Annotated in this window: 24 protein-coding genes and 1 riboswitch; of the genes, 13 read left to right on the plus strand and 11 right to left on the minus strand. The window is 38.1% G+C overall.

Annotation, left to right across the window (positions count from 1 at the left end):
- Positions 1–11: 11 nt before the first annotated feature.
- Genes B3600_RS24810 through B3600_RS24820 form a run of 3 tightly spaced genes read right to left on the minus strand, consistent with a single transcriptional unit; the run spans position 12 to position 1,294 of the window.
- Positions 12–209 carry a DUF4177 domain-containing protein gene (locus B3600_RS24810; RefSeq protein ID WP_083295781.1) on the minus strand — a complete coding sequence of 66 codons (198 nt, stop codon included), beginning with the start codon at positions 207–209 and terminating at the stop codon, positions 12–14.
- On the minus strand, positions 193–900 hold the full coding sequence (locus B3600_RS24815; protein ID WP_112373947.1) for a PspA/IM30 family protein: 708 nt from the start codon (positions 898–900) through the stop codon (positions 193–195). Before B3600_RS24815 ends, B3600_RS24810 begins: the two co-directional genes overlap by 17 nt.
- Positions 901–904: 4 nt before the next feature.
- The gene (locus tag B3600_RS24820) at positions 905–1,294 is read right to left on the minus strand and encodes a YbjN domain-containing protein (protein WP_046674974.1); all 390 of its coding nucleotides are present in this window, start codon (positions 1,292–1,294) and stop codon (positions 905–907) included.
- A 91-nt stretch (positions 1,295–1,385) separates the two neighbouring features.
- Between B3600_RS24820 and B3600_RS24825 the strand changes: the two genes are divergently transcribed.
- Positions 1,386–2,045: a helix-turn-helix domain-containing protein gene (locus B3600_RS24825; RefSeq protein WP_070561585.1), complete on the plus strand. Its 660-nt coding sequence runs from the start codon at positions 1,386–1,388 to the stop codon at positions 2,043–2,045.
- Positions 2,046–2,477: 432 nt separating this feature from the next.
- Positions 2,478–2,885, plus strand: a complete 408-nt coding sequence (locus B3600_RS24830) for a hypothetical protein (RefSeq protein ID WP_115047011.1) — start codon at positions 2,478–2,480, stop codon at positions 2,883–2,885.
- 52 nt (positions 2,886–2,937) lie between these two features.
- Here B3600_RS24830 and B3600_RS24835 read toward each other — a convergent pair whose 3' ends face one another.
- Complete coding sequence (locus B3600_RS24835) at positions 2,938–3,333, minus strand: single-stranded DNA-binding protein (protein ID WP_286754800.1); 396 nt, start codon at positions 3,331–3,333, stop codon at positions 2,938–2,940.
- A 174-nt stretch (positions 3,334–3,507) separates the two neighbouring features.
- Here B3600_RS24835 and B3600_RS24840 point away from each other — a divergent pair, with 174 nt between their 5' ends.
- Positions 3,508–3,873, plus strand: a complete 366-nt coding sequence (locus B3600_RS24840; protein WP_286754801.1) for a hypothetical protein — start codon at positions 3,508–3,510, stop codon at positions 3,871–3,873.
- Positions 3,874–3,904: 31 nt separating this feature from the next.
- Here the strand turns inward: B3600_RS24840 and B3600_RS24845 are convergent, their stop codons facing one another.
- Positions 3,905–4,495 (minus strand): helix-turn-helix domain-containing protein, encoded by a 591-nt coding sequence (locus B3600_RS24845; RefSeq protein WP_115047015.1) that lies wholly within the window; start codon positions 4,493–4,495, stop codon positions 3,905–3,907.
- Positions 4,496–4,914: 419 nt separating this feature from the next.
- Here B3600_RS24845 and B3600_RS24850 point away from each other — a divergent pair, with 419 nt between their 5' ends.
- Positions 4,915–5,445, plus strand: a complete 531-nt coding sequence (locus B3600_RS24850) for a hypothetical protein (protein WP_286754802.1) — start codon at positions 4,915–4,917, stop codon at positions 5,443–5,445.
- Positions 5,446–5,544: 99 nt separating this feature from the next.
- Here B3600_RS24850 and metE read toward each other — a convergent pair whose 3' ends face one another.
- The 3 genes from metE to B3600_RS24865 all read right to left on the minus strand — a co-directional run bounded on the left by metE (position 5,545) and on the right by B3600_RS24865 (position 10,848).
- Positions 5,545–7,857 (minus strand): 5-methyltetrahydropteroyltriglutamate--homocysteine S-methyltransferase, encoded by a 2,313-nt coding sequence (metE, locus tag B3600_RS24855; protein ID WP_112373942.1) that lies wholly within the window; start codon positions 7,855–7,857, stop codon positions 5,545–5,547.
- Between the two features lie 78 nt (positions 7,858–7,935).
- Positions 7,936–8,039, minus strand: a riboswitch (SAM riboswitch).
- 184 nt (positions 8,040–8,223) lie between these two features.
- Positions 8,224–8,913, minus strand: coding sequence for a response regulator transcription factor (locus B3600_RS24860; protein WP_172840643.1), 690 nt, complete (start codon positions 8,911–8,913; stop codon positions 8,224–8,226).
- A gap of 102 nt (positions 8,914–9,015) precedes the next feature.
- A complete protein-coding gene (locus B3600_RS24865; protein WP_115047017.1) occupies positions 9,016–10,848 on the minus strand; it encodes a sensor histidine kinase in 1,833 nt (610 codons plus the stop codon).
- Between the two features lie 374 nt (positions 10,849–11,222).
- Here B3600_RS24865 and B3600_RS24870 point away from each other — a divergent pair, with 374 nt between their 5' ends.
- Positions 11,223–11,552 (plus strand): hypothetical protein, encoded by a 330-nt coding sequence (locus B3600_RS24870; RefSeq protein WP_070561571.1) that lies wholly within the window; start codon positions 11,223–11,225, stop codon positions 11,550–11,552.
- 45 nt (positions 11,553–11,597) lie between these two features.
- Here B3600_RS24870 and pyk read toward each other — a convergent pair whose 3' ends face one another.
- On the minus strand, positions 11,598–13,025 hold the full coding sequence (gene pyk, locus B3600_RS24875) for a pyruvate kinase (RefSeq protein ID WP_070561569.1): 1,428 nt from the start codon (positions 13,023–13,025) through the stop codon (positions 11,598–11,600).
- 134 nt (positions 13,026–13,159) lie between these two features.
- On the minus strand, positions 13,160–13,654 hold the full coding sequence (locus tag B3600_RS24880) for an IPExxxVDY family protein (protein WP_236560104.1): 495 nt from the start codon (positions 13,652–13,654) through the stop codon (positions 13,160–13,162).
- A 287-nt stretch (positions 13,655–13,941) separates the two neighbouring features.
- Here B3600_RS24880 and B3600_RS24885 point away from each other — a divergent pair, with 287 nt between their 5' ends.
- From B3600_RS24885 to B3600_RS24920, 8 genes are all read left to right on the plus strand, one after another.
- Positions 13,942–14,178 (plus strand): acyl carrier protein, encoded by a 237-nt coding sequence (locus tag B3600_RS24885; protein WP_028070665.1) that lies wholly within the window; start codon positions 13,942–13,944, stop codon positions 14,176–14,178.
- A 27-nt stretch (positions 14,179–14,205) separates the two neighbouring features.
- Positions 14,206–15,459, plus strand: a complete 1,254-nt coding sequence (gene fabF, locus B3600_RS24890; RefSeq protein ID WP_286754803.1) for a beta-ketoacyl-ACP synthase II — start codon at positions 14,206–14,208, stop codon at positions 15,457–15,459.
- A gap of 84 nt (positions 15,460–15,543) precedes the next feature.
- Positions 15,544–16,284: a ribonuclease III gene (rnc, locus tag B3600_RS24895; protein ID WP_046674848.1), complete on the plus strand. Its 741-nt coding sequence runs from the start codon at positions 15,544–15,546 to the stop codon at positions 16,282–16,284.
- Positions 16,285–16,308: 24 nt separating this feature from the next.
- Positions 16,309–17,691, plus strand: coding sequence for a histidine--tRNA ligase (gene hisS, locus B3600_RS24900; RefSeq protein WP_286754804.1), 1,383 nt, complete (start codon positions 16,309–16,311; stop codon positions 17,689–17,691).
- 243 nt (positions 17,692–17,934) lie between these two features.
- Positions 17,935–18,930 (plus strand): pyruvate dehydrogenase (acetyl-transferring) E1 component subunit alpha, encoded by a 996-nt coding sequence (gene pdhA, locus B3600_RS24905; protein ID WP_046674850.1) that lies wholly within the window; start codon positions 17,935–17,937, stop codon positions 18,928–18,930.
- A 29-nt stretch (positions 18,931–18,959) separates the two neighbouring features.
- Entirely contained in the window at positions 18,960–20,591 is a 1,632-nt protein-coding gene (locus B3600_RS24910) for a pyruvate dehydrogenase complex dihydrolipoamide acetyltransferase (RefSeq protein ID WP_115047021.1), read from the plus strand.
- Between the two features lie 382 nt (positions 20,592–20,973).
- Positions 20,974–22,164, plus strand: coding sequence for a serine hydrolase domain-containing protein (locus tag B3600_RS24915; RefSeq protein ID WP_046674852.1), 1,191 nt, complete (start codon positions 20,974–20,976; stop codon positions 22,162–22,164).
- Positions 22,165–22,288: 124 nt separating this feature from the next.
- Positions 22,289–22,648, plus strand: coding sequence for a CoA-binding protein (locus tag B3600_RS24920; RefSeq protein WP_046674853.1), 360 nt, complete (start codon positions 22,289–22,291; stop codon positions 22,646–22,648).
- Here the strand turns inward: B3600_RS24920 and B3600_RS24925 are convergent.
- Entirely contained in the window at positions 22,645–23,895 is a 1,251-nt protein-coding gene (locus B3600_RS24925; RefSeq protein ID WP_286754805.1) for an ROK family transcriptional regulator, read from the minus strand. The genes B3600_RS24920 and B3600_RS24925 overlap by 4 nt on opposite strands.
- Positions 23,896–23,928: the final 33 nt, after the last annotated feature.

Consider the following 23,928-nt stretch of genomic DNA (forward strand, 5'->3'; position numbering starts at 1 on the left):
AGTGTTATTGTTTAAATTTTCTCTCTCTTGAAAGTATAATGAAAAGACCAGGAATTCCCATTGACTTCAAGGTCCTGCATGGTTACCAATTCCCAGCCTTGATTTCCAAGATCATTTAAGATTTCATCAATTTTTTCGGGATCCAACTTTGTTCCCCAAAAACCTTTAGGTTCAATTTTTAGCGTTTTATATTCAAATCTTTTCATCATTATTTAATTTTCTTTTTAGTTCTTCTAATTCGTTGTTGACGGCTTCAGACCCGCCGATGGTCTCGTTGATCTCATCAACTTTACTTTTGTTACCTAGTGCAATCTCACCATAGGCCTTTGCTAGTGCTTCATCTTCTTCGACCTTCTCTTTCATACGTTCTAACATGGAAATCGTACTATTGGAATCGATATTAGCGAGCTGACGATTGACCATTTTAGCTGCGTTGGATACCTTTACACGTGCCTTTAAAGTAGAGAGTTCACCTTCCCATTTCGATATATTGAATTTGAGAATATCTACATTTTTGTGTAGCTCATCCGATGAACTTTGATGAATCACGGCTTGTTTCTCCAATTCACCAGCTTCGATTAATAACTGTTTTTTCAACAACAGCGCTTCCTTTGCAAGACCTTCTGCCTTTTCTGTCGTTAATTCTCCCTTTTGTGCTTTTTGGAGTAATAGAATAGCTTTGTTTTCGAATTCATTGGCTTCTTCTTTTTTCTTTTCACAATTGTTTTGGGTACGTATGGCTAACGCTTTAACTTTAGCATAGGCTTCTAACGATTGTTCCAGGTCCTCTTTCATCTCACGGATACCCTGTTCCGTCATTTTGATGGGGTCTTCCATTTTGTCCACGACTGCGTGGATCTCGGCTTGACCAATTCTGAAAATTCTCTTAAAAATATTCATTATTCTATAATTTTGAAAAACTTATTAACTGATTATAATATTCACTCATCAAAAGACTCAGCGAATTAATGGCTGCATCAAACTCATTCTGATCGAGATTATGTATTTGTAAGGTATACCGAAATATAACTTTGGTACCATCTTCTGTTAATGCAAACCCACCGTGTATAATATCTCTATTTTTTATCAATAGTGATTTGAACATATCCATGGTGTCATTGCTGATTGTAAAAAGATATTGCTCAAAAATCAGGATGGGTTGGGCAATGCCTACAATCAGGTTACGGATTCCGTCATCTTCATTTTCGATGACAAAGATTCCTTCTTTTGTATCCTTATGGGTGATGGTGTAACCGATATTGGCGATATAATTTTCAATTTTTGAGAAGTACATAATCAAGTTTTTTATATATTGCACATATTCTTTGCATAAAGGTAATAAAAATGCAAAAATATTTTGCAATAAATATTCAATTTTTTTTAAAATGAGCAACGTAGGCAACAATATTAAGAAATTAAGAAAAGTGAAAGGAATGAGTCAACAGGCATTTGGGGATATTTTTAATCTTACTAGAGGTAATATTTCGTCTTACGAAGAAATGCGTGCAGAGCCAAAAATTGAGATTGTTCTAAAAATTGCAAATTATTTTGGCATTCCTGTGCAGCATCTTATTGAAAAAAATCTATCTGTCAATGAAATTCTTAATTTCAATGATTATTTTGATCCAAATGTTTCTCTTATTGGACGTAAAAGATTGTTACAAATCCCGCTGCTGGAACGAGATGGTATTTTTGAGGCGGGTAGTTATTTTTCGAAATTAGAAGAGCTTCCAATAATTGAATTTCCTTTGCAAAGTAGGAACCGCCTCATCGCAATCGAATACGCTGACGCTATTCCGGTGCCGAGTGATTTTTTGGCTGGCCCTCAATCCATTTTATTTTTTGAAGAGGTAGATGTTCAGAGCCTACATACGTTGGATAAAGCATTTGGTTTGTATTTTTCCGAAGAAGAGTTCTTTATTGGAAAATACAGTTTGCAGGAAAAGGAGATTAGTTTAGCCTTAAATGCCTGGAAGAAGATTGATCTCACTATGGGGGAGAAAGCATATTTCTGGAAATTGTATGGCAGGTTTGAGCGAATCTAATTGCGTGGAACTTTTTCCTATTGTTTATTCGGTTTTGCCGGTATCGGGCGTATTTCCATGTTGTTATCATATCCGTGGTTAATTATGTAATTGCAGTCCATTTACAAGGTATTAACAAGGGGTTTGCAGGGGTTTACCCTTGTAATACCCCTAATATGTACGGCCTTGGAGTTGATCTGATGTTGACTTGCCTACAAGAAAAGAAGACTCCTAACTCAGGCCTGCAGAATGTGAGTGTCCACAAAAAATTTCGTAGAGTCGGGCATTGTAATTAAATTAGTTCGATAATAAAGTAACGTTACAAAAAGGTAGGGTTGTGATTAAGATGATGGTGAACTTGTCGATCCGATAAAACTAGAGTGATTTATTTAGCTTTAGAACAACACGCATAAACGAATAAATGACCAGACTTAAAAAACTAAATTTAAATAAATGAAGAAAGTAGCCTTATCAGCATTAATTGCTGGATTTTTTGTTATTTCCTGCAATAATTCCACGACTAAAAAAGTCGAAGTAAAAGATACAACTGCCGCTATTGACTTAAAAAAAGATACGGCCGAAACGTCGGTAGAAAATAGCGGTGGCGAAGTGCCAATACCGAAATTTAGTTCTGCTGAGACACAAAAATTGGCGGAGGATTATACAAAATATATCAAAGAATTTATCGCTGTTGCTAAAAGCGGCGATGTTGTTAAACTCAAGGAGCTTGCAGCGAAGCGACAGGAATGGGCGGCCAAAGAAACTGAAGCTGTTGCTAAGTTTACGCCAGAAGATGCTAAATTATGGAAGGCTTATGCAGAGAACCTAGGAAGAGCGTTGACTGCAAGCCTGACAAAATAAGTTGGAAACAATCGACGAGGTAGGGGCTTGAAAACCTACCTCGTTGATCATACTAGAAAGGCAGATCGTCTTCATTTTCATCTCGAGGTGTTGGGATGTCATCTTTGGCACCGTTCGAATCAGATAAAATCATAAAATTATCTACTTTAATTTCTGTGACATATTGTTTTACCCCATCTGCGTTCTCATAGTTACGATAGGTGAGCTTGCCTTCAACCATGAGTTTGGTCCCACGTTGGCATTTCTTTTCAATGGTATTGTTTTGCTTACCCCAAACCACGAGTGTATGCCATTGAACTTCTTCAACCCATTCACCGGCTTTGTTCTTGAAAAGATCATTGGTGGCGAGACGTAATATGGAGTAATTGGTGCCAGTGGAAGTTGTTTTGATTAACGGGTCGTTTCCTAAATGCCCAACCAATTGTACTTTGTTGCGTAATGTGCTCATGTGTCTAATTTTTAAAAGTTTTTAATAATTCTTATTTTAGTTGATGGTCATTGGCTATGAACGCCGAATGATCTTAAGCAAAGGTGGGGTGGGGAAATAACTATAGTCGTCTATTTACCATTTGTATTCGACTATAGTCGGTTGTAACCGTTTGTTGTCGTTTAATCTTCCGTTATGAGTTCTGGAGAAAAAGTCTGCCTTGAATGTGGCAAAGTAATATATGGCCGTTCGGACAAGCGATTTTGTGATGATGCTTGCCGGAACGCCTATAACAATAAATTAAATAGCGACCAGACCAATCTGGTGCGCAATGTGAATAATATCCTACGAAAAAACCGCCGTATTTTATTAGATGCATTGAGTGGGGAGGGTATGGTGAAGATACAACGGGAAAAGTTAAAGCGGTTGGGATTTGATTTTAAGTTTCATACACATACTTTTTCCAATAACAAGGGGCAGACCTATAGCTTTATTTACGAAACAGGGTATCTGTTGTTGGAGAATGATTGGGTATTGATTGTTCAAAAGAAACCGCTGTGATATTGATCACAATAGATTCATTTGTATTGGTTTAGTTTGCAGAACTGAGCTTGGCTTTTCTTATTGCAATATAATTAAAAATAGTAAACGTTAGAATCAATATGTAATAGCATACTGGGATGAGTAAAAAATAGGCGCTATTAAAGATATTGGTTAAAAAAGACGGTAGTGCAATTTTAAAAAAATCTGCAATAATGATATAGCCTATGAAACTTCCGAGAAAAAATAGTCCAACAGCGTGTATTATAATTATTTTTTTTAGGTGCTTACTGTATAAGGCGTCTTTGTTTTGTTTCGTATAACCCATAATTGCTGGGACCAATAGCCCTAATAATGGATTGACCAAAAAGGTGAGCGATGCTAAATATAGCGCTTTAATACTTCCTGTTTGATTGTTGTCGATACTGATTTGATTTACATTTGGCATAATGAGTTGTTCTAATGGTATTTCCAAAATTTGACTGATCTGTTTGAGACTAAATCCACTGATTTCTTCCGTGCCTTTTTCTATGCGTTGCACTGTTCTTAGCGATACCCCCGCTTGATCGGCGAGTTCCTGCTGCGTTAGTCCCTTACGTTTTCTTGCTAGTTTGATTAATTGATTAGCTGATTGACTTTCCATAGTTCAAAGATGGGGAAATAGTCGGTGAATTTTAGTGAAATTGATGCGACAATAATATGCCAATATCGTGCTGAACAATATAACAGATTAATAATCAAAAGTTTTTGGAATTTGGTAAATATTTTGAATCTTTGCAATTCAATAGAGTAATTAATAAAAACGGAAGAATATGTTTGTAATATTAGAAAATCCCGCTTCGTCCACAGAGAAGATTCTCGGGAATATTCTTCGGAATACGGCCCTTTCCTAATCTTCTTCTTAATACGTTAAGTAACCTAGGTTGATATTGGCTAAAACGTGGCGCTCGAAATGGTAGTCCACTTTTCCAATATGCTTAGCTTATTCAGGAGTTTTAAAAATCCAGTTACTTTCAAGTTATCGTGAAAGCTGGATATGAATGTTATGTTTTAGAAAATTTTATGAATTCAGTAAATAAATATGTCCTTCAGGCGCTGGATAACTATCCGATGTATTTGGAGGAGACCATGGAATCCTTATCCTATGCGCTATCCTATGATGAGTCCAATACAATGGCGCTGTGTTTGATGGGAAGAGTTTATGCCGAACAGCTATTGGACTATGAGCAGGCAAAAAGGTATTTCCAGGAAGCTTTGGTGCATAATGTGCAGGCACTGGAAGTATATCCTTATTTTATTCAGACATTGATTGATATGGGGGAGTATGAAGCTGCAAAAAAGACGATCAAATTTGCTTTGACACTTCCGGCCATGCCCTTGACAGGAATCTGGATCAAGAAAGCACTGCTATTTGAAAAAATGAGAAAATACAAAAAGGCATTGAAGGCGTTAAAAAAGGCTAAATTTGAAAATGTTGACCTCGATTTTTCGTCAAGCCTGAAGGCGATTGAAGATCGGATTAAAGGAAAACAGGAAATTAAGAACGGGAACGAAAAGGAAAACAAGAAAGAACGGAAGAACAGCCGAAAATAACCGCACCTTATTCGGATAACAGTTTTTATTTTGAACGAAGCCCAATAAAGAAGCCCTAGCTGAAATTTCAGCTAGGGCTTTATCAATATAGTTTAAGAATTATTCTGCTCTTAAGATTTTCGCAGCCTCAACCATAGACTCTAAAGCCGCTTTGGTTTCTGGCCAAGCACGAGTTTTCAAACCACAGTCAGGATTAACCCAAAGTTGTTCTGCTGGAACTACTGCTTTTGCTTTGCGCAATAGATCTACCATCTCATCTTTGCTTGGAACACGTGGTGAGTGAATGTCATAAACACCTGGACCAATATCATTTGGATATTTGAAATCACCGGCGAAAGCATTCAATAATTTCATTTGAGAACGTGAAGTCTCAATCGTGATAACGTCGGCATCCATTGCAGCGATATCTTCGATCACATTATTGAACTCAGAATAACACATGTGTGTGTGAATCTGTGTATCGTCTTCAACATTTGATGAAGAGACACGGAAAGCACGTACTGCCCAGTTCAAGTAATCTTTTTGATCAGCTTTACGTAACGGTAATCCTTCACGGATAGCTGGTTCATCGATTTGTATGATTTTGATACCTGCTTTTTCCAAGGCTTGTACTTCATCCAAGATCGCCAATGCAATTTGGTAAGTCGTTGTTGAGCGCGGTTGATCGTTACGTACGAAAGACCATTGTAAGATTGTTACAGGACCAGTCAACATACCTTTAACCGGACGATTTGTCAATGATTGTGCATATGAAGACCAACGGACAGTCATATCTTCAGGACGGTATACGTCACCATAGATAATCGGAGGTTTTACACAACGTGAACCGTAAGATTGTACCCAACCATTTTGTGTGAAAGCGTAACCAGCCAATTGTTCACCGAAGTATTCAACCATGTCATTACGTTCGAATTCGCCGTGTACTAATACGTCGATATCCAATTGCTCTTGAAGACGGATGGTGTTTTCTGTTTCTTCTGCGATTGCTTTATCGTATTCTGCCTGCGTAATAGCACCCTTTTTCAGATCTGCTCTCCATTTACGAACATCTTTCGTTTGTGGGAATGAACCGATAGTTGTGGTCGGGAACGCCGGTAAGTTGAATTTCGCTTGTTGCGCTGCTTTACGGTCTGCAAATGCTGAAGTGCGTTTTGCATCGTCATCAGTAATATTGCTTGTACGTGTTTTAACCTCTGGTTTGTGGATCAATGGAGAGGTACGACGGCTTTCAGCAGCCGCTTTGTTCGCTTCGAAGCGTTTTGCTGTTTCAGCATCAACTTCTCCCTCCGCTAGTACGGCTAAGTCTTTTACTTCAGCTAATTTTTGTTTAGCAAATGCTAACCAGTTTTTTACTTCAGCTGGTAGCGATTGTTCATTGTGTTCATTGTCTAAGTCAAAAGGAACGTGCAACAAAGATGAAGAAGGAGCTACCCATACACGGTCTTTTCCTAATGCATCAACAGCCTGTTTGATTTTAACCAATGATTTTTCGTAATCATTTTTCCAGATGTTACGGCCTTCAACAATACCTAAAGATAATGTTAATGAAGCAGGAACTTTAGCCAATACCGTATCCAATTGGTTTTCACCGCGTACCAGATCCAAATGTAAAGCATGGATAGGTAGGTTAACTGCGATATCTTCGTTGTCTTTTAAAGCTTCGAAGTAAGTCGTTGCGATTAATTTGATATTTTTTGCTGCTGCAGCTAATTTTTCGAAAGTAGGTTGATATAAAGCTTTTACTTTAGCATCTAAATCCAATGCTAAGAAAGGCTCGTCAATCTGAACATATTGTGCACCAGCATCAGCTAATTTAGCTAGTATTTGCTCATATACTGGAATAAGTTTATCCAATAAATCGATACGGTCGAAGCCAGCTTCTTTTTCTTTACCGATCAAAAGGTATGTAATAGGACCTAATAGAACTGGTTTAGTATCGATGCCCAATGATTTTGCTTCGTTGTATTCATTTAAGAATTTTTCGGAAGTCAATTTGAATTCTTGATCTTTTGTGAATTCTGGTACCATGTAGTGGTAGTTCGTATCCAACCACTTGGTCATTTCCATTGCAGTCACGTCGATTCCTTCTTGTTGGAAACCGCGCGCCATGGCAAAATATAGATCTAAACTGTAATTGTTGTCTACTTTATTCAATAAAGAATGGTAGCGAGCAGGAATTGCACCAACAGTGAGGGTTAAATCCAATACTTGATCGTAAAAAGAGAAATCATTGGAAGGGATCAAATCTATTCCAGCATCTTTTTGTGTTTTCCAATTGCCTTCACGAATTTTTTTTGCTGTGTCCAATAATTCCTCAACAGAAGATTTTTTAGCCCAATAGGCCTCATTGGCTTTTTTCAATTCGCGGAACGCGCCCACACGAGGGTAACCTAAATTGTTAGTCAATAACATAATGAATGTTTTTAATATTTCTTTTTCAACTATATTTCTTGCTAGAGAGAGAAGGACACACTAGAATTTGGTGACTTCGGCTTATCATTCCCATATCAAGTAGGGTAGAATTTAGCACCTTGTCAAGGGACAGGTTGCTAAGGCTTCATCGGGTCTATTCCCTCTGCCTTTCTCTATAAGCGACGCTAAGTTAGAACATTTCTTTTTGAAATGCAAATTTTTTATAAAAGTGCGTCAATTTTTTATATTCTACTAAGGATGAAATTGTTTTGTTCTTTTATTTTCATCCACGAATTCGAGTAAGTCACGCTTGAATACGCGTGTAGCATAAAAAGGGGAATGACTATATTTTTCATTCCCCTTTTTTTAACTGACCAAAAGTTTGTAACCTTTTCCGTGCACATTGACAATTTCAACTTTGCTATCTTCTTTTAGATATTTACGAAGTTTACTGAGAAATACATCCATACTTCTACCCGTAAAATAGTTATCATCATGCCATATTTTTAACAACGCTTCTTCCCGGGTCAGCACATCATTTTTCTTTAAGCAAAGCAAGCGGAGTAGTTCAGCTTCTTTCGTGGAGAGTTTTTGCATCTGTCCTTTGTAAGAAATCTGCTGACTTGTATAATCAAAGAAATAATCGCCAATTTCAAATTTATCCGCAACCACTTCTTCTTCTTTGTCTCGAACACTGCGTTTCAGCAAAGCATTGATGCGGAGCAATAATTCTTCCACTCGAAAAGGCTTGGTGATATAATCATCTCCTCCTAGCTCAAAGGCTTCGGTCTTATCTTCCATCATCCCCTTTGCTGTGGCAAAGATAATAGGAACAGTATTGTTTGTTTTTCTGATTTCACGTCCAACTGTAAATCCGTCCTTTTTTGGCATCATGACATCAAAAATACAAAGGTCGTAGTTATTTTTTTTGAATTGAGAAATCGCTTCATCTCCATCCGTGCATAATGTGACGTCAAATTTTCCCTTTAATTCGAGATAGTCTTTTAAAAGATCCCCCAAATTAGGATCATCTTCTGCTAATAATATCTTTTGCATAATGAATATATTAATTTTCACCAATGTCCCTTGATGCTGATAAATCAGCCTTCCTCAACCTTTGAAATTTTTTAAAGAGGAAATATACAAAAAAGGAACGTTTTATTTTTTAATAGGCAAAATTACTTCAAAGGTCGTGCCTTTATCTTTTTCACTTTTAACTGTAATTTTTCCGTTCAGCCTTCTCAGAATGTCCTGTACATAACTTAAGCCAAGGCCAAATCCTTTGACATTATGAACATTCCCAGTTGGAATACGGTAAAACTGGTCGAAAATCTTTTGCAGGTGATCCCGGCTCATCCCAATACCATTGTCGGCTATGGTGACAACAATGGTGTCGCCAACATTTTTTGAATTGATGTTGACATGTAAATCTCCTTTGCTGTACTTGATGGCATTATCCAAAAGATTGTAAAATACATTGGAAAAATGTAACTCATCACCAACGACAACATCCTTGGTCGCTGCAAGATCTATACTGAATTTCCCGCCAATATTTTGCATCCGTAGCTGCATACTGTCCGTTACTGCCGAAACAAGATCATTGATGCATACTTCTACCTGGTCGAGTTTTAGCGTTTCTTTTTCTAGTCTTGCCAAATCGAGCACACGTTCAATATGATTTCCGAGTCTAACATTTTCGTCGTAGATGATATTAGCCAATTTCTGAACGCGCTTGTGGTCGGCATTGATGTCTGGATCTTTAAGTGACTCACTGGCAATCATAATTGTTGCAACAGGTGTTTTAAACTCATGCGTCATGTTGTTGATGAAATCCGTCTTCATTTCCGAAACTTTCTTTTGTCTGAAGATGATAATCAGTGTATAAGCAAAACACCCCACCAACAAGAAAAGCAGTGCCAGCATGGGCAGCAACAGATAGCCCATATTATCGGCAATTATCGCCTTTTTATTGGGGAAATAGATGGTTAATTTTCCTGGCGCAGCACCGATATCACCTTTAAAAAGTGCCGTTGAGTATTTGGTTGTATTTGTTGGGTTATTTAAAGCGGCTTCGTTTAAAATATTATTTAGTAATATATTGTTTGTGCTCCATATTTCAATATTGAAAGGAGCTTTAATGTCGCGTTGAGCCAACTCCTCTTTGATAAGTTCTTGAACGATGATCACATTCAATCGATCCTTTAATGGACGTTTAGCAAGCTCCATTCCAATAGCAATATCTTCGATGTAGTCTGCTTTTTTGCCGCCCAGCATGGCAACGGAATCATATACATTAAAGCCACTCCACGCGTTTTTTCTGTTGAGGATATCCAATCTTTTTTCCAAATCAGAAATTGTTTTCGCAAGTTTCGCATTCTCTCTTGGAGGTAATGTGGCTACCCGGAATTTTGTTTGTTGATTGACCAGTGGGTCCATTAGGGGGATAACAAACCGCGTGCTATCGTCCTTCCCATTGATCTGATCATCTACCTTTGAAGCATTTAACATGATAAAAGCCTGTACCAAATTATCGTCGGTAAGCTCATTTGAAACAGAAAATTTGATAAATTTCTGGTACTCCGGTCTTTTGATGTATGTTTCGTAGAATGAATTTTTGATTTCAATTACATTTGGATACAATGCACGTAATTGGTCTTCTTGCTCTTTAAAGTTTGAGAAAACAACATGTTGTTTGTTTTTTAATTCTTCAATTCTATACTGTATTTCGAGTTGCTCGGCCAAAAGACGTTGTTTGGCCTGTTCCTGCTTGGATTTTTCAATGTTACGCTCCTGTTGAACCTTAGCGAAGTCAACTACCTCCCGTCGTTCAAGCTTACCGGCAACAGCTGTAATCGCAGCATTGACGGACTCATCAAATAATTGAGACTTTTGGCGATAAGAATCTCTCAGAAAATAGAATTGCATGGCCAATACCCCAATTAGAGCGAGAGACATCAGTCCAATGATTAATACAATGCTATTTTTCTTCATTAGTATTGGGTATTAAATAAATGTATTTTGAATATATCAAAAAGTTTATAGCGCTCAGTTTATTTACCATTTGCGTATTCATCCCTTATGCCATGTGAGCGGCCATTTAAGGTGCGATAGCTCATTTTTTCTTAAATTGTTACAAATATAAAGATGCTAATGTGTTTTGTAGCTGTTTTAACAATGTTTAACAGCAATCTGTTTAAATATAGATGCTGTTCTTTGTAAATTAGTGAATAGAAATGGATTATGTGCTGAATTGCGCTGTGGACAAATTTTAATCTACGCGGTTGAGTCTAACTGCTGGAGAAGTGAATAAGCCGAATATGACGCGTTCATTGGTACAATGAGTGCTCTTTAATAACTATATAAAGATGAAAAGCTACGTATTATTATTGGTATTGTCTTCCATAGGGACCATTGCTTTAGGACAAGTAAAGGTGAAACCGCAGATTCCTTTAATGGAGGAAAAAGAATCAAAGATGCCTGTCTTTAAATTGGATTCTTCAGATGAAAAGTATCATATGCCCATTAAGAAGCCAAATCGTGTGGACGGTCTAGCCCCAATGCCAGGAACGGAAAAAATGCCCAAAGGTGATGAGAAAGAAAACAATCTTCCTTTTAGGCGCTTGAATGATTCGCTAAAGGTGAAGGACTTTAAATTAAAAATCGACTCCTTGTATCCAAACAAGCAAAAAAAATAGCGTTCTNNAGAACGCTATTTTTTTTGCTTTAATCCTTATTGTCCATTATAGCTGGGAAACACGGATTGTATTTGTTTTACCTTTTTCGATTAACGGTGTCGAAGCTGTATTGATAATGATAGATCCAGGTTTAACGTAGTTATTTTTTACAATAAATTTGTTAACATCATGAATAGATCCATCTGTGCTTTCGAACTTGTCGTAGATAAAAGTTTTTACTCCCCAAAGTAGGCTGAGTTGTTTCAGCAATTTTTGTGTTCCTGTGAAAACTAAGATATCTACATTTGGTCTATAACTTGTAATTTCAAACGCTGTTGCACCAGATGATGTCAATACCGCAATTGCAGATGCATTTGTTTTTTGAGCAAGATAAACCGAAGATGCGCAAATCGCGTCCGGAATAAGTGTTCCGTCGTGGATTTCACTAACTTTCTCATTATAATAAGGATAAGAAGTTTGTTCCACGTGGATAATGATTTTGCTCATTGTTTCGATAACGATTTCAGGGAATTCACCAACTGAAGTCTCGCCACTTAACATCACAGCATCCGCTCCATCCAATACGGAGTTGGCTACGTCATTTACTTCAGCACGTGTAGGACGTGGTGTAGTGATCATACTTTCCAACATCTGTGTCGCAATGATTACCGGTTTTGAAAGATCTCTACATTTCTGTACGATGATCTTTTGAAGTCCTGGTACCTCTTCCATTGGAAGCTCAACGCCCAAGTCACCACGAGCAACCATAACAGCATCTGTAGCTTCGATAATGGCATCAATATTTTCAATCGCTTCCGGTTTTTCAACTTTTGCGATGACACGAGCATGGCTTCCTTTTGCCTCGATGATTTTTTTACATTGAAAAATATCTTCTGCCGAACGTACGAAAGACATCGCGATCCAGTCTGCACCATGATCCAGGGCAAAATTCAAGTTGTCTAAATCTTCTTCTGTCAACGATGGGATAGATACTTTGGTGTTCGGTAAGTTAACGCCTTTACGTGAAGTAAGGACACCTCCGTGTACAACTTCACAGGTAACAGTATCTTTATGATTGGTCTCTAAAACACGAAGTTGAAGTTTTCCGTCATCAAGTAAAATGATTTCGTTGGCTTCAACATCGTTTGGAAAGTTTTCGTATGTAATGTAGATTCTGTTTTCGTCTCCGATGAGTTCTTGTGTTGTAATTTCAACTTTTGAACCATTCACGAGAATAGCGCCACCTTCTTTCATTTTTCCGATCCTAATTTTTGGACCTTGTAAATCGGCTAAGATGGCAACATTGAATCCTGTTTCATTATTTATTGCATTTATAGTTTCGATTACCTTAAGGTGATCTTCCTGGCTGCCATGAGAGAAATTCAACCGGCACACATCAACCCCTTTGGCAATCATGTTGGTCAAAACTTGTTTGTCTGCCGAGGCAGGGCCTAATGTTGCGACAATTTTAGTCCTTTTTTGAACTTTTTCCATCTGTTATTTTGTATTTTAAATGTTCTTCATTAATCACAACAAATAGCCTACTATATTGTTGTGTTTTGTCAAAACTAAATCGAATTAATTTAGATCTAAGTTGGGGTGTATTTGCTACACTAACCTACAGTTTGCTAAAATATGAGATTTTCTTTAGATTTCAATATTTTTGGTGATATTTCTTTTGCAATGACGACTTCGGGTAATTTGTTGATCCTTTTGATAATATGTTCCACGTCATCCTCACAGATGTAGTTTTTGATGATGATAAAAAAATCGAAGTGGGGGTTTTCCGGGATTAAATAAGTGCCTTCGATGCTCTTATTGTTGATCAGGAAATATTCGGTGTCGGCATCGGCGATAAGGTAATGAAAAGCAGTGAAGTGGTAGCTTATTTTTTTCTTTGGATCAAAGACAATGTGATATTCAAGCTCTTCTTCGGTTTTGTTTTTTTGTCGACCATCATGGTCGTACTTGCTTTCTTTTCCTCTGGAAAAATTCAGGTTAGTCTCCTTGTTGATGAAATGGCAGAGTCGGTAATCTTTCAACGAACAGGTGATGGCGAGTAGGGTAAAATCCAACTCTTCATTCATGTCCATATCCAATCTTGCTACTAACTTATTGACCACTTTAATGTTTAAATATATGTCCCTCTGCTAACGAAGGTACTAATAATTTTGAGGTAGGAATATACTTTTTGTGTAAAATTTGAGTTAATTAGCTGAGCGTTTGGAATACAAAATATTTTTTGTTATACTTGAACTAAGTTAATATAGAGTGGGTTAGCTAGTATAAGACGCGAATAAGTTCGGTCGCCTAACATGGTGACTTTCATCTAAATATCAATTTAGGTTTGAATTTTGATGAAATTTATTTTTCTTTGCACAGATTTATTAAACAATTAAACTATAAAATCATGTCAGATATCGCTTCAAGAGTAAAAGCAATTATCGTTGAAAAATTAGGTGTTGACGAAAACGAAGTAACACCAGAAGCTTCATTCACTAATGATTTAGGTGCTGATTCACTTGACACTGTTGAGTTGATCATGGAGTTTGAAAAAGAATTCAACGTTGCTATTCCTGATGATCAAGCAGAGACTATTGGTACTGTTGGTCAAGCAATCGCTTATTTAGAAAAAAACGTTAACTAACTAATTTAATTAGGCTAATCGTAATAAATGGAGCTTAAAAGAGTAGTAGTAACAGGATTAGGCGCCCTTACACCAATTGGTAATACCGTCTCAGCTTACTGGGAGGCGTTAATAAATGGTGTAAGCGGAGCTGCTCCTATTACGCATTTTGATGCGTCAAAATTCAAGACTCAGTTTGCATGTGAGGTAAAGGGGTTTGATCCGCATGAATTTATGGATCGAAAGGAAGCTCGTAAAGTCGATCCTTTTGTCCAGTATGCAATTGCGTCAACAGATGAGGCAATTAAAGATGCTGGCTTAGATTTTGAAAAATTAGATACAAATCGTATCGGAGTAATTTGGGGCTCAGGAATTGGAGGTTTAACAACTTTCACTGAAGAAGTTGCAAACTTTGCAAAGGGAGATGGAACACCTCGTTTCAATCCTTTCTTCATTCCTAAGATGCTCGTTGATATTGCTCCAGGACATATTTCAATGCGTCATGGCCTACGTGGCCCTAACTTTTCTGCCGTATCGGCTTGTGCCTCGGCTACCAATGCAATGATAGATGCTTTTAACTATATTCGTATGGGCAAAGCTGATGTGATTGTTACAGGTGGATCAGAAGCTACAGTCAATGAAGCTGGAATTGGTGGGTTCAATGCTATGCATGCGTTGTCAACCCGGAATGATGATCCTAAAACAGCATCACGTCCTTTTGATAAAGACAGAGACGGTTTTGTTTCGGGAGAGGGTTCGGGTGCATTGATCTTAGAAAGTTTGGAGCATGCCTTAGCACGTGGAGCAAAAATCTATGCAGAGATTGCAGGGGGTGGAATGAGTGCAGATGCACATCACATCACAGCCTCGCATCCTGAAGGATTGGGCGCAAAACTGGCTATGACAATGGCTGTAAATGATGCAGAGATGGATTTTTCAGATATTGATTATATCAATGTTCATGGAACGTCTACACCGGTCGGTGATATTAGTGAAACGAAGGCTATTGTTGACCTGTTTGGTGAACACGCTTATAAATTGAATATCAGTTCAACTAAATCAATGACAGGGCACCTTTTGGGTGCTGCAGGGGCTATTGAAACTATCGCTTCTATATTGGCTGTTCAAAATGATATTGTCCCTCCGACAATCAATCACTTTACAGACGATCCGGAAATTGATAACAACTTGAATTTTACATTCAACAAAGCGCAAAAACGTATCATTAATGCCGCTTTGAGCAACACATTCGGTTTCGGTGGGCATAATGCTACCGTTATTGTGAAAAAATATAAAGCTTAATGTTTGATCCTTCAAACATGGTTTGATAATATGAGCTAGCGACAGGTTCTTTAACTAGGACTTGTCGCCTTATTTTTAGAAGAGATGCCTTTTGCAAGGATATATAAATTATATTTTTCGCCAGATCGGGAATACGTTAGAAAACTAAAAAACCTGCTAGGATTTGTTCCCGGAAATGTACATCTGTACAAGATGGCGTTTAGACACAAATCTGTCGCCGTTACAATTAAAGAGGGCGCAAAAAATAGCAACGAACGTTTAGAATTCTTAGGTGATGCTGTTTTGGGTTCGGTTGTGGCTGAACTGTTATTTAAGAAATATCCTTATAAAGACGAAGGGTTCCTGACTGAAATGCGCTCAAAAATTGTCAGTAGAGCAAATCTAAACCAGCTTTCCAGAAAGTTGGGGTTTAATGAGCTTATCCAGTTTGATGCGCGAATGATCAGTTTTCCAAATAAACAAGGATCTTTATTGGGTGATGCTTTTGAGGCATTGATTGGGGCAGTTTATCTAGATAGGGGCTATGTTTTTACCAAGAGCTTTTTGTTGAATCGAATTATTAAACCGCACGTCGATATTCACCTATTGGAACAGACGGAAACAAACTTTAAAAGTCGGTTGATCGAGTGGTGTCAACATACTGGCAAAGAGATTGTATTTCGGCAAACAGACAACCCGGAAGGGGAATCTTCTAAGATGTTTAGTATTGAAGCGGTCGTGGATGGTATTGTTTGTGGACTTGGCCGTGATTTTAATAAGAAGTCTGCCGAGAAATCTGCCGCCGAAAAAGCCTGTGAATTCCTTAAAATTCTGGAAGTAGAATAAAGGATTTTATTAACTTTGCCAAATATGGCAGTAGTAAAACCTTCTTTGGCAAAAGGAACGCGTGATTTTTCGCCTTCCGAAATGATCAAACGCAACTATATTTTCGATACACTGAAAACGGTATTCAGAAAATATGGCTATAATGAAATACAGACCCCTTCATTTGAAAATTTGACGACCCTCACCGGTAAATACGGCGACGAGGGTGATAAATTGATCTTTAAGATTCTTAATTCGGGTGACTACCTGACAAAAGCGCCCGACAGCCTGCTTCAGGATAAAAATTCCAATAAGCTCATTCCGCATATAACAGAGAAAGCACTAAGATATGATCTTACGGTGCCCTTTGCGCGCTATGTTGTGATGCACCAAAATGATATTACTTTACCGTTTAAGCGCTTTCAGGTGCAACCTGTATGGCGTGCAGATCGTCCGCAGCGCGGAAGATACCGCGAGTTTTACCAATGTGATGTCGACGTTGTCGGGTCAGAAAGTCTATTGAATGAAGCGGAGTTTATTTTGATTTATCAAGAAGCCTTCGAACGGTTTGGACTGAAAGATTTTAATATCAAAATCAACAACAGGAAAATTCTTTCGGGTATTGCTGAAATCATCGGCAAACCGGAGCTGATCGTAGACATGACTGTCGCGATCGATAAATTGGATAAAATCGGGTTGGAAGGTGTTAACAAAGAACTGTTGGAAAGGGGTTTTACAGAAGCAGATCTTGCTATTTTGAAACCTATAATTTTATTGGAAGGCTCAAATGATGAGAAACTTGCTTCCTTAAAAGCGATTTTAGCAACTTCTTCTGTCGGCTTAAATGGTATTGCAGAGATTGAGGATGTGTTTGACTATGTGGCCAAATTAGGTGCTGAAGAAAAGTTGCTTCATCAAATTATAGATCTGGATATTACATTGGCCCGAGGTCTCAATTATTATACGGGCTGTATCTTTGAGGTCAAGACGAATGAGGTTGCCATGGGAAGTATCGGTGGAGGTGGCCGCTACGATGATCTTACAGGAATGTTTGGTTTGAAGGGACTGACCGGTGTCGGCGTTTCCTTTGGTGCAGACCGCATTTATGATGTGCTGGAAGAGTTGAACTTATTTCCTGCTGGGAAAGCTGATTCTACCAAGCTCCTGATCATCAATTTTGACAAACAGCTGGAAAGTTATACCCTGAGCTTACTCAACAAGCTTCGCAAGGAAAATATCGCTTCGGAACTCTATGCATCTCCTGTAAAATTGAAAAAACAAATGGGTTATGCGGATGGGAAGGGTATTCCCTACGTGTTATTAGTCGGTGAAGAGGAGGCTGCATCGGGGCAATTGTCCTTAAAGGACATGGAAAGCGGGGAGCAGGTAAAGGTAACTGAAAGTGAGCTGATCCAAAAACTTCGATAGCAAACAGTTTGCATAAAATAGATTAAGCCAAATGATTATTAAGTCCTTTGGCTTTTTTATTTTCATAAGTTTTTGATTTATTTGATTGTGCCGTTCATTTATTTGTAATCAAATGCTATATACTTTAAATCAAATGTCTTAGAAGTGTCTTAAAGTATAAATAAAATTGATTTTTGGGCAAGGAAATTCGTCCAAAATTATTAGATTTGTAGTCTAGAATAGTAAGAAAATCAAAACTTTGAAATGAGTTCAACACCTATAACAAAAGAGACATATTTGGAGTGGTATAAGTCTATGTTACTTATGCGTAAGTTTGAAGAAAAAGCAGGTCAACTTTACGGACAGCAAAAGATTCGTGGTTTCTGTCACTTGTACATAGGACAAGAGGCTGTAGTCGCTGGAACGATGTCAGTAATCAAACCTGAGGATTCTCTAATCACTGCTTATCGTGATCACGCCCACGCTTTGGCTAAAGGCGTTTCTGCAAATGCTTGTATGGCTGAATTATATGGAAAGATCACTGGTTGTTCAAAAGGTAAAGGAGGTTCTATGCACTTCTTCTCCAAAGAGCACAAATTCATGGGTGGCCATGGTATTGTTGGAGGTCAGATTCCTTTAGGTGCTGGTATCGCATTTGCTGAAAAATATCTTGGTACAGATAATGTAAATATCTGTTATATGGGTGATGGAGCTGTGCGTCAAGGTGCATTCAATGAGACATTGAACATGGCGATGTTGTGGAAACTCCCTGTTATCTTCGTATGTGAAAACAACGGTTATGCAATGGGTACTTCTGTACAACGTACAACGAACATGCAGGATATTTACAAAATGGGCTTAGGTTTCGATATGCCTTCTGCTCCGGTTGATGGAATGGATGTTGTTGCTGTACACAATGCGATGGACGAAGCTGTTCAACGTGCTCGTGCAGGTGAAGGTCCAACGTTCTTAGAAATTCGTACATACCGTTACAAAGGACACTCAATGTCTGATCCGGCTAAATATCGTACGAAAGAAGAGCTTGAAGCGTATAAAGACCGTGATCCATTGTTGTCGACTAAACATGCTATTTTAGAAAACAACTATGCGGATGACGCTTGGTTTGCAGAGGTTGAGGCTGATGTGAAAAAGGTCGTTGAAGAGTCTGTAAAATTTGCAGAGGAATCACCTTATCCAACTGCAGATGAATTGTACAAAGATGTATATGTACAACAAGACTATCCATTTATTTTAGATTAATACTCTTTAACTTGATAATATAATAAAGAATGGCTGAAGTAGTAAGAATGCCGAAAATGAGCGATACAATGACCGAAGGGGTCATCGCGAAATGGCACAAAAAAGTTGGTGATAAAGTAAATTCTGGTGATTTAGTAGCTGAGATTGAAACAGATAAAGCTACGATGGACTTTGAGTCTTACCAAGAAGGAACTCTTTTATATATTGGTCCTAAAGAAGGCGAAGCAGTAGCTATTGATGCTGTTATTGCTGTTTTAGGTGAGCCAGGTGAAGATTTTCAAGCATTGTTGAGCGGTGATGCGCCTGCAGCTGAAAAAGCACCGGAAAAAACAGAAGAAAAAAAAGCAGAAGAAGTTTCTGGTCCAGAATCTTCGGCTAGTACTGTAACTCCTGAGGAATTGGGATGTACGGTAATTACAATGCCTTTGTTAAGTGATACCATGAAAGAGGGTGTCATTGCGCAATGGAACTTCAAAGTTGGTGATACGATTAAATCTGACGATGCTATTGCTGATGTAGAAACTGATAAAGCGACAATGGAAGTTACAGCTTATGCTGATGGTACTTTATTATATGTTGGCCTTGAAGCTGGACAAGCGGCAAAGGTTAACGACATCATCGCGATCGTTGGTCCTGCAGGAACTGATATCACACCTTTGTTAAATCAAAAATCTGCACCTGCAAAGGCAGAAACTGCTGAAGCTCCTAAAGCTGACTCAGCTGCTGCTGTAACTGCCGCACCGGTAGCATCGACTTCAAGCGATGATTCTCGTGTGAAAGCTTCTCCTTTAGCACGTAAAATTGCACAGGAAAAAGGTATCAACTTAAGTGATATCAAAGGTTCTGCAGATGGTGGCCGTATTGTGAAGAAAGACGTAGAATCATTTGTTCCTGTTGCTGCACAACCTGCGGAAACAAAAGCTGCAGCCGCTCCTGCAACAGAAGCAAAAGCAATCACTTTACCTACATTTGTTGGTGAAGAGCGTTATACTGAAAAACCAGTTAACCAAATGCGTAAAACTATTGCGCGTCGTCTAGCAGAGTCATTGTTTACAGCTCCACACTTCTATTTGACTGTATCAATTGACATGGACAATGCAATGGCTGCTCGTGCGCAGATTAATGAGGTTGCTCCAGTAAAAGTTTCTTTCAATGATATCGTTGTAAAAGCTGTTGCTGTTGCCTTGAAAAAACATCCTGCCGTAAACTCTTCATGGCAAGGTGATAAAATCCGTTTCAATGAGCATACCAACATTGGTGTTGCAATGGCTGTTGAAGATGGTTTATTAGTTCCTGTTGTGCGTTTTGCAGATGGTAAATCATTGTCGCATATCTCTGCAGAGGTGAAAGACTTCGCTCAAAAAGCGAAAGCTAAAAAATTACAGCCTGCGGACTGGGAAGGATCTACATTTACAGTGTCCAACTTAGGTATGTTTGGAATTGACGAATTTACATCCATTATCAACTCACCAGATGGAGCAATCCTTTCTGTTGGTGCTATTCAAGCAGTTCCTGTTGTTAAAAACGGTGCTGTAGTTCCTGGTAATGTAATGAAAGTGACATTGGGTTGTGATCACCGCGTGGTCGATGGTGCAACTGGAGCTGCATTTTTGCAAACATTAAAATCTTTGGTTGAAAATCCAGTAAGATTATTAGCATAATCCTTTAGTTGAGGAATTAAAAGCCACTTTAGTAATAAGGTGGCTTTTTTTATGGCCTTAATTGGTTAATCTTATGATAGGGAAAAGTTTTTTTACCTATAGTTTTCCATCGTTATCCATTTGTTTGAAGTAAGCCCAGGTTGTCCGTTGCTAGAGTGAAAGAGACTGCGCACATAAAAAAGGTAACATATCCGATGAATATCAATTATTGTGGTGAAAAATTCGTTTTTTTATACTAAAATCTTCATTTTAGCATTATTATCAGTAGGCTGGTCCTTCTATTACGAGCTTCAATAATTTGATGTTGTTTAGAACAAAGGAAATAGGAGGTATTTATTGATAAACAATACATAAAACACAAAAATCCGGGAGACTTAGTATAGTGAAATTATTTTTTTTAAAGGGAATGGTCGCTCTTTTGATGGTATCTACAGTGGCTTGTAGTTCAAAAGAGAAAAAACAGAAGGAAGCAGCAATAGCGCAGGCAAAAGTAGATAGCACAAGACTCGTCTATAATCCAAATAATGCAGATCAGAAAATCGATGCTTTTATGAAAAACCTTCATTCAAAAGCTGCATTCAATGGGAACGTTCTTGTTGCTAAAGATGGGAAAATCTTATATCAGAATACATTCGGCTGGGCCAATTACTTAAAACGGGATAGTCTAAAAATAGATGACAAATTTGAACTCGCTTCAGTTTCTAAACCGTTAACAGCTGTCGGAATTTTGAAGTTAGTGGAGGCAGGAAAGCTACGTCTCGATCAAACGATCAATGACTTCTATCCGGATTTTCCTTATCCTGGTATTACCATAAAAATGTTATTGACACACCGCTCGGGATTACCTAATTACGTTTATTTTTCGGAGGAACATTGGCCTGATCGCAAGAAAGGAATGACAAATCAAGATGTGATGAAAATGCTGACCGAATTTAAGCCTAATCGCTATGGTGCGCCAGGAGGCCGTTTCTTTTACAATAATTCGAACTTTATGGTCTTAGGGGCCATTATTGAAAAGATATCAAAGCAAGATTATGCGACGTATATGAAAGATAGCGTATTCAATGTTGCCGGAATGACAAATACAGCCGCACTCTCTAAGGCCGTGTATGATAAAATTCCGACCAACGTTATCGGGCATGATAAGGTATGGCGAAGATCGGTGGTGCAAAATTTTCAGGATGGACCGCTTGGTGACAAAGGAATTTATAGTACAGTGCGTGACCTTTATCGTTTTGATCTGGCTTTGAGAGATGGACGATTGTTAAAGCAGTCAACATTGGATTCAGCATACCGAGGATATCCCGATGCCAAAAAGGGAATTTTTAGCTATGGTTATGGTTGGCGTACCTTTGAGCATGGTAATGATCATATCGTATACCATACAGGCTGGTGGCACGGTTTTAGACATATTTATGTAAGAGATTTAAAAAGAAACATTGTTATTGTTTTACTTTCTAATATGACCAATGGAAGCTTGGTCAAATTGGATGAGCTTTATAAAATCATGGGAATGCCGGTATTGCGTAAAAATGCCTATAGCACCCATGGTGATTTTATCATCGATGAGTAATTTCTGAGCGATGCTACTCGGAGCATTTAGATTATCTTTTTTATCGTAAACTAGAATGCAGAGAAGATAATCTAAATGCCTTGAGTGAGCGTGTAATAAGTAAATACAAAAGATATATAAAGGGATGAAAAAAACATTGATTTTGGGTGCTAGCACCAATCCATCACGTTATTCGAATAAAGCGGCAAATATGCTTCATAAACATGGGCATGCAATCGTCAATATTGGCTTGAGTGGAGGAGAAGCCGCTGGAGTTGCCATTGAAAAGAAAGGTGAGATCTATACAGATATTGATACGGTGACAATGTATCTTAGCGAGCCTAATCAGAAAGAATATTACGATTATATATTAGCGACGAAGCCAAAAAGAATAATATTTAATCCAGGTGCAGAGAATTCAGCATTGGAACAGCTCGCGATGGAGCATGGTATTAAGACAGAAAGAGCCTGCACTCTTGTTTTGTTGAGTACAGGGCAGTTTTAGATTTTGGATTTATGAAGCAACTCAACCGACAGATACTTCGTGATAAAATAATTTGTAAGTCCCACGGTATTGCTGTCGAGATTTAGGCTTGACACTTTTATGTCACAATGTTCCTTCAATATTGCCATGGTATAAGAATTGATGGCTTGCTGTATCGGAATCGTGATCAGTTCATTTGCTTTTGCAATTTTCCCCCCCAATACGATCAATTCGGGGTTGAGGAGCTGTATCAAGGATGCAAATGCTTTCCCTAGATTTGTCCCTAGTTTTGAAATCTGGTTTATTGCAAATTGATCACCTTTGTTTGCAGCTTCAATAATATGCGTTGGTGTTAAATGTTGTAATTCATCGGGTTGCAATTCGTTTAATTTAGTCAGCTCTCCTTTCTGGATTTCCTGTTTCGCATTGTTGACTAAAGCAATTCCGGAAGCTACGGTTTCCAAACAACCTCTTTTCCCACAGTAGCATAGTTCGCCATTATCGATAAAGGGCATATGTCCCACTTCGCCGGAGTAGCCATCACGTCCCAGATAGACTTCGCCATTGGACACAATTCCTAAACCAATCCCCCAATCCATTAAGATAATTAAACTGTTTTTTGTGTTTTTTGCCAATCCAAATTTCAATTCAGCATAAGCAGCGCCTTTGACGTCATTGAGAATGAAGACCGGTTTTTTATATATACGCTCAAAGTAACTTGTTATGGATTGATTGTCGTCATGTAAAAAAGTCTCGTTGGTACCTTCTTCAGCGTTGATTAGCCCAGGCATACCAATGATAATCCCTGTTAGGTTCTCGATATCAACTGATTTATCGATAAGATATTGATCAACGATTTGTGTGATAGCAGCTAGATTTTCTCCATTGCGAGATAATTCATTATCCAGCTCAACAGTTTCAGCAATAATGTTCTGGTTGTTGTCCATTATGCTCATCGTGATAGAGAAACGTTGGAGCTCAATCGAAAGCACCTGAAACAATCCATCACATAGCTTATATAAATTGGGTTTACGTCCGCCAATAGATTCTCCTTTGTCAAATTGACGGATAAAATCATCTTCCAGCAACTCTGCAATGAGGCTATTCACCGTAGGCAGGCTTAAATAGAGGTTTTTTACAATGTCATTTACCGATACAGATCCTAATTCGGCTATTAATTTTATAATGGAGATTTTATTGAACAGATTTTTCTTTTCAGGTTTACTCTCCAATTTTTTGTTAATCAGTAAGTTTACGGCTTTAGTCATAAAACATCATATTTTGAAATAGAATCCTCAGGG

This window comes from Sphingobacterium sp. UBA2480, assembly GCF_002341965.1.
GTDB lineage: Bacteria > Bacteroidota > Bacteroidia > Sphingobacteriales > Sphingobacteriaceae > Sphingobacterium > Sphingobacterium multivorum.

What these genes read in the sequence shown, in the direction of transcription:
- rnc (WP_046674848.1), top strand. Translation starts at nt 15,544, where the DNA reads ATGCCTTTTGCAAGGATATATAAATTATATTTTTCGCCAGATCGGGAA.
- B3600_RS24810 (WP_083295781.1), bottom strand. Translation starts at nt 209, where the DNA reads ATGATGAAAAGATTTGAATATAAAACGCTAAAAATTGAACCTAAAGGT.
- pdhA (WP_046674850.1), top strand. Translation starts at nt 17,935, where the DNA reads ATGAGTTCAACACCTATAACAAAAGAGACATATTTGGAGTGGTATAAG.
- B3600_RS24830 (WP_115047011.1), top strand. Translation starts at nt 2,478, where the DNA reads ATGAAGAAAGTAGCCTTATCAGCATTAATTGCTGGATTTTTTGTTATT.
- B3600_RS24815 (WP_112373947.1), bottom strand. Translation starts at nt 900, where the DNA reads ATGAATATTTTTAAGAGAATTTTCAGAATTGGTCAAGCCGAGATCCAC.
- pyk (WP_070561569.1), bottom strand. Translation starts at nt 13,025, where the DNA reads ATGGAAAAAGTTCAAAAAAGGACTAAAATTGTCGCAACATTAGGCCCT.
- fabF (WP_286754803.1), top strand. Translation starts at nt 14,206, where the DNA reads ATGGAGCTTAAAAGAGTAGTAGTAACAGGATTAGGCGCCCTTACACCA.
- B3600_RS24820 (WP_046674974.1), bottom strand. Translation starts at nt 1,294, where the DNA reads ATGTACTTCTCAAAAATTGAAAATTATATCGCCAATATCGGTTACACC.
- B3600_RS24840 (WP_286754801.1), top strand. Translation starts at nt 3,508, where the DNA reads ATGAGTTCTGGAGAAAAAGTCTGCCTTGAATGTGGCAAAGTAATATAT.
- B3600_RS24860 (WP_172840643.1), bottom strand. Translation starts at nt 8,913, where the DNA reads ATGCAAAAGATATTATTAGCAGAAGATGATCCTAATTTGGGGGATCTT.
- B3600_RS24845 (WP_115047015.1), bottom strand. Translation starts at nt 4,495, where the DNA reads ATGGAAAGTCAATCAGCTAATCAATTAATCAAACTAGCAAGAAAACGT.
- hisS (WP_286754804.1), top strand. Translation starts at nt 16,309, where the DNA reads ATGGCAGTAGTAAAACCTTCTTTGGCAAAAGGAACGCGTGATTTTTCG.
- B3600_RS24910 (WP_115047021.1), top strand. Translation starts at nt 18,960, where the DNA reads ATGGCTGAAGTAGTAAGAATGCCGAAAATGAGCGATACAATGACCGAA.
- B3600_RS24920 (WP_046674853.1), top strand. Translation starts at nt 22,289, where the DNA reads ATGAAAAAAACATTGATTTTGGGTGCTAGCACCAATCCATCACGTTAT.
- B3600_RS24925 (WP_286754805.1), bottom strand. Translation starts at nt 23,895, where the DNA reads ATGACTAAAGCCGTAAACTTACTGATTAACAAAAAATTGGAGAGTAAA.
- metE (WP_112373942.1), bottom strand. Translation starts at nt 7,857, where the DNA reads ATGTTATTGACTAACAATTTAGGTTACCCTCGTGTGGGCGCGTTCCGC.
- B3600_RS24885 (WP_028070665.1), top strand. Translation starts at nt 13,942, where the DNA reads ATGTCAGATATCGCTTCAAGAGTAAAAGCAATTATCGTTGAAAAATTA.
- B3600_RS24835 (WP_286754800.1), bottom strand. Translation starts at nt 3,333, where the DNA reads ATGAGCACATTACGCAACAAAGTACAATTGGTTGGGCATTTAGGAAAC.
- B3600_RS24825 (WP_070561585.1), top strand. Translation starts at nt 1,386, where the DNA reads ATGAGCAACGTAGGCAACAATATTAAGAAATTAAGAAAAGTGAAAGGA.
- B3600_RS24865 (WP_115047017.1), bottom strand. Translation starts at nt 10,848, where the DNA reads ATGAAGAAAAATAGCATTGTATTAATCATTGGACTGATGTCTCTCGCT.
- B3600_RS24850 (WP_286754802.1), top strand. Translation starts at nt 4,915, where the DNA reads ATGAATTCAGTAAATAAATATGTCCTTCAGGCGCTGGATAACTATCCG.
- B3600_RS24870 (WP_070561571.1), top strand. Translation starts at nt 11,223, where the DNA reads ATGAAAAGCTACGTATTATTATTGGTATTGTCTTCCATAGGGACCATT.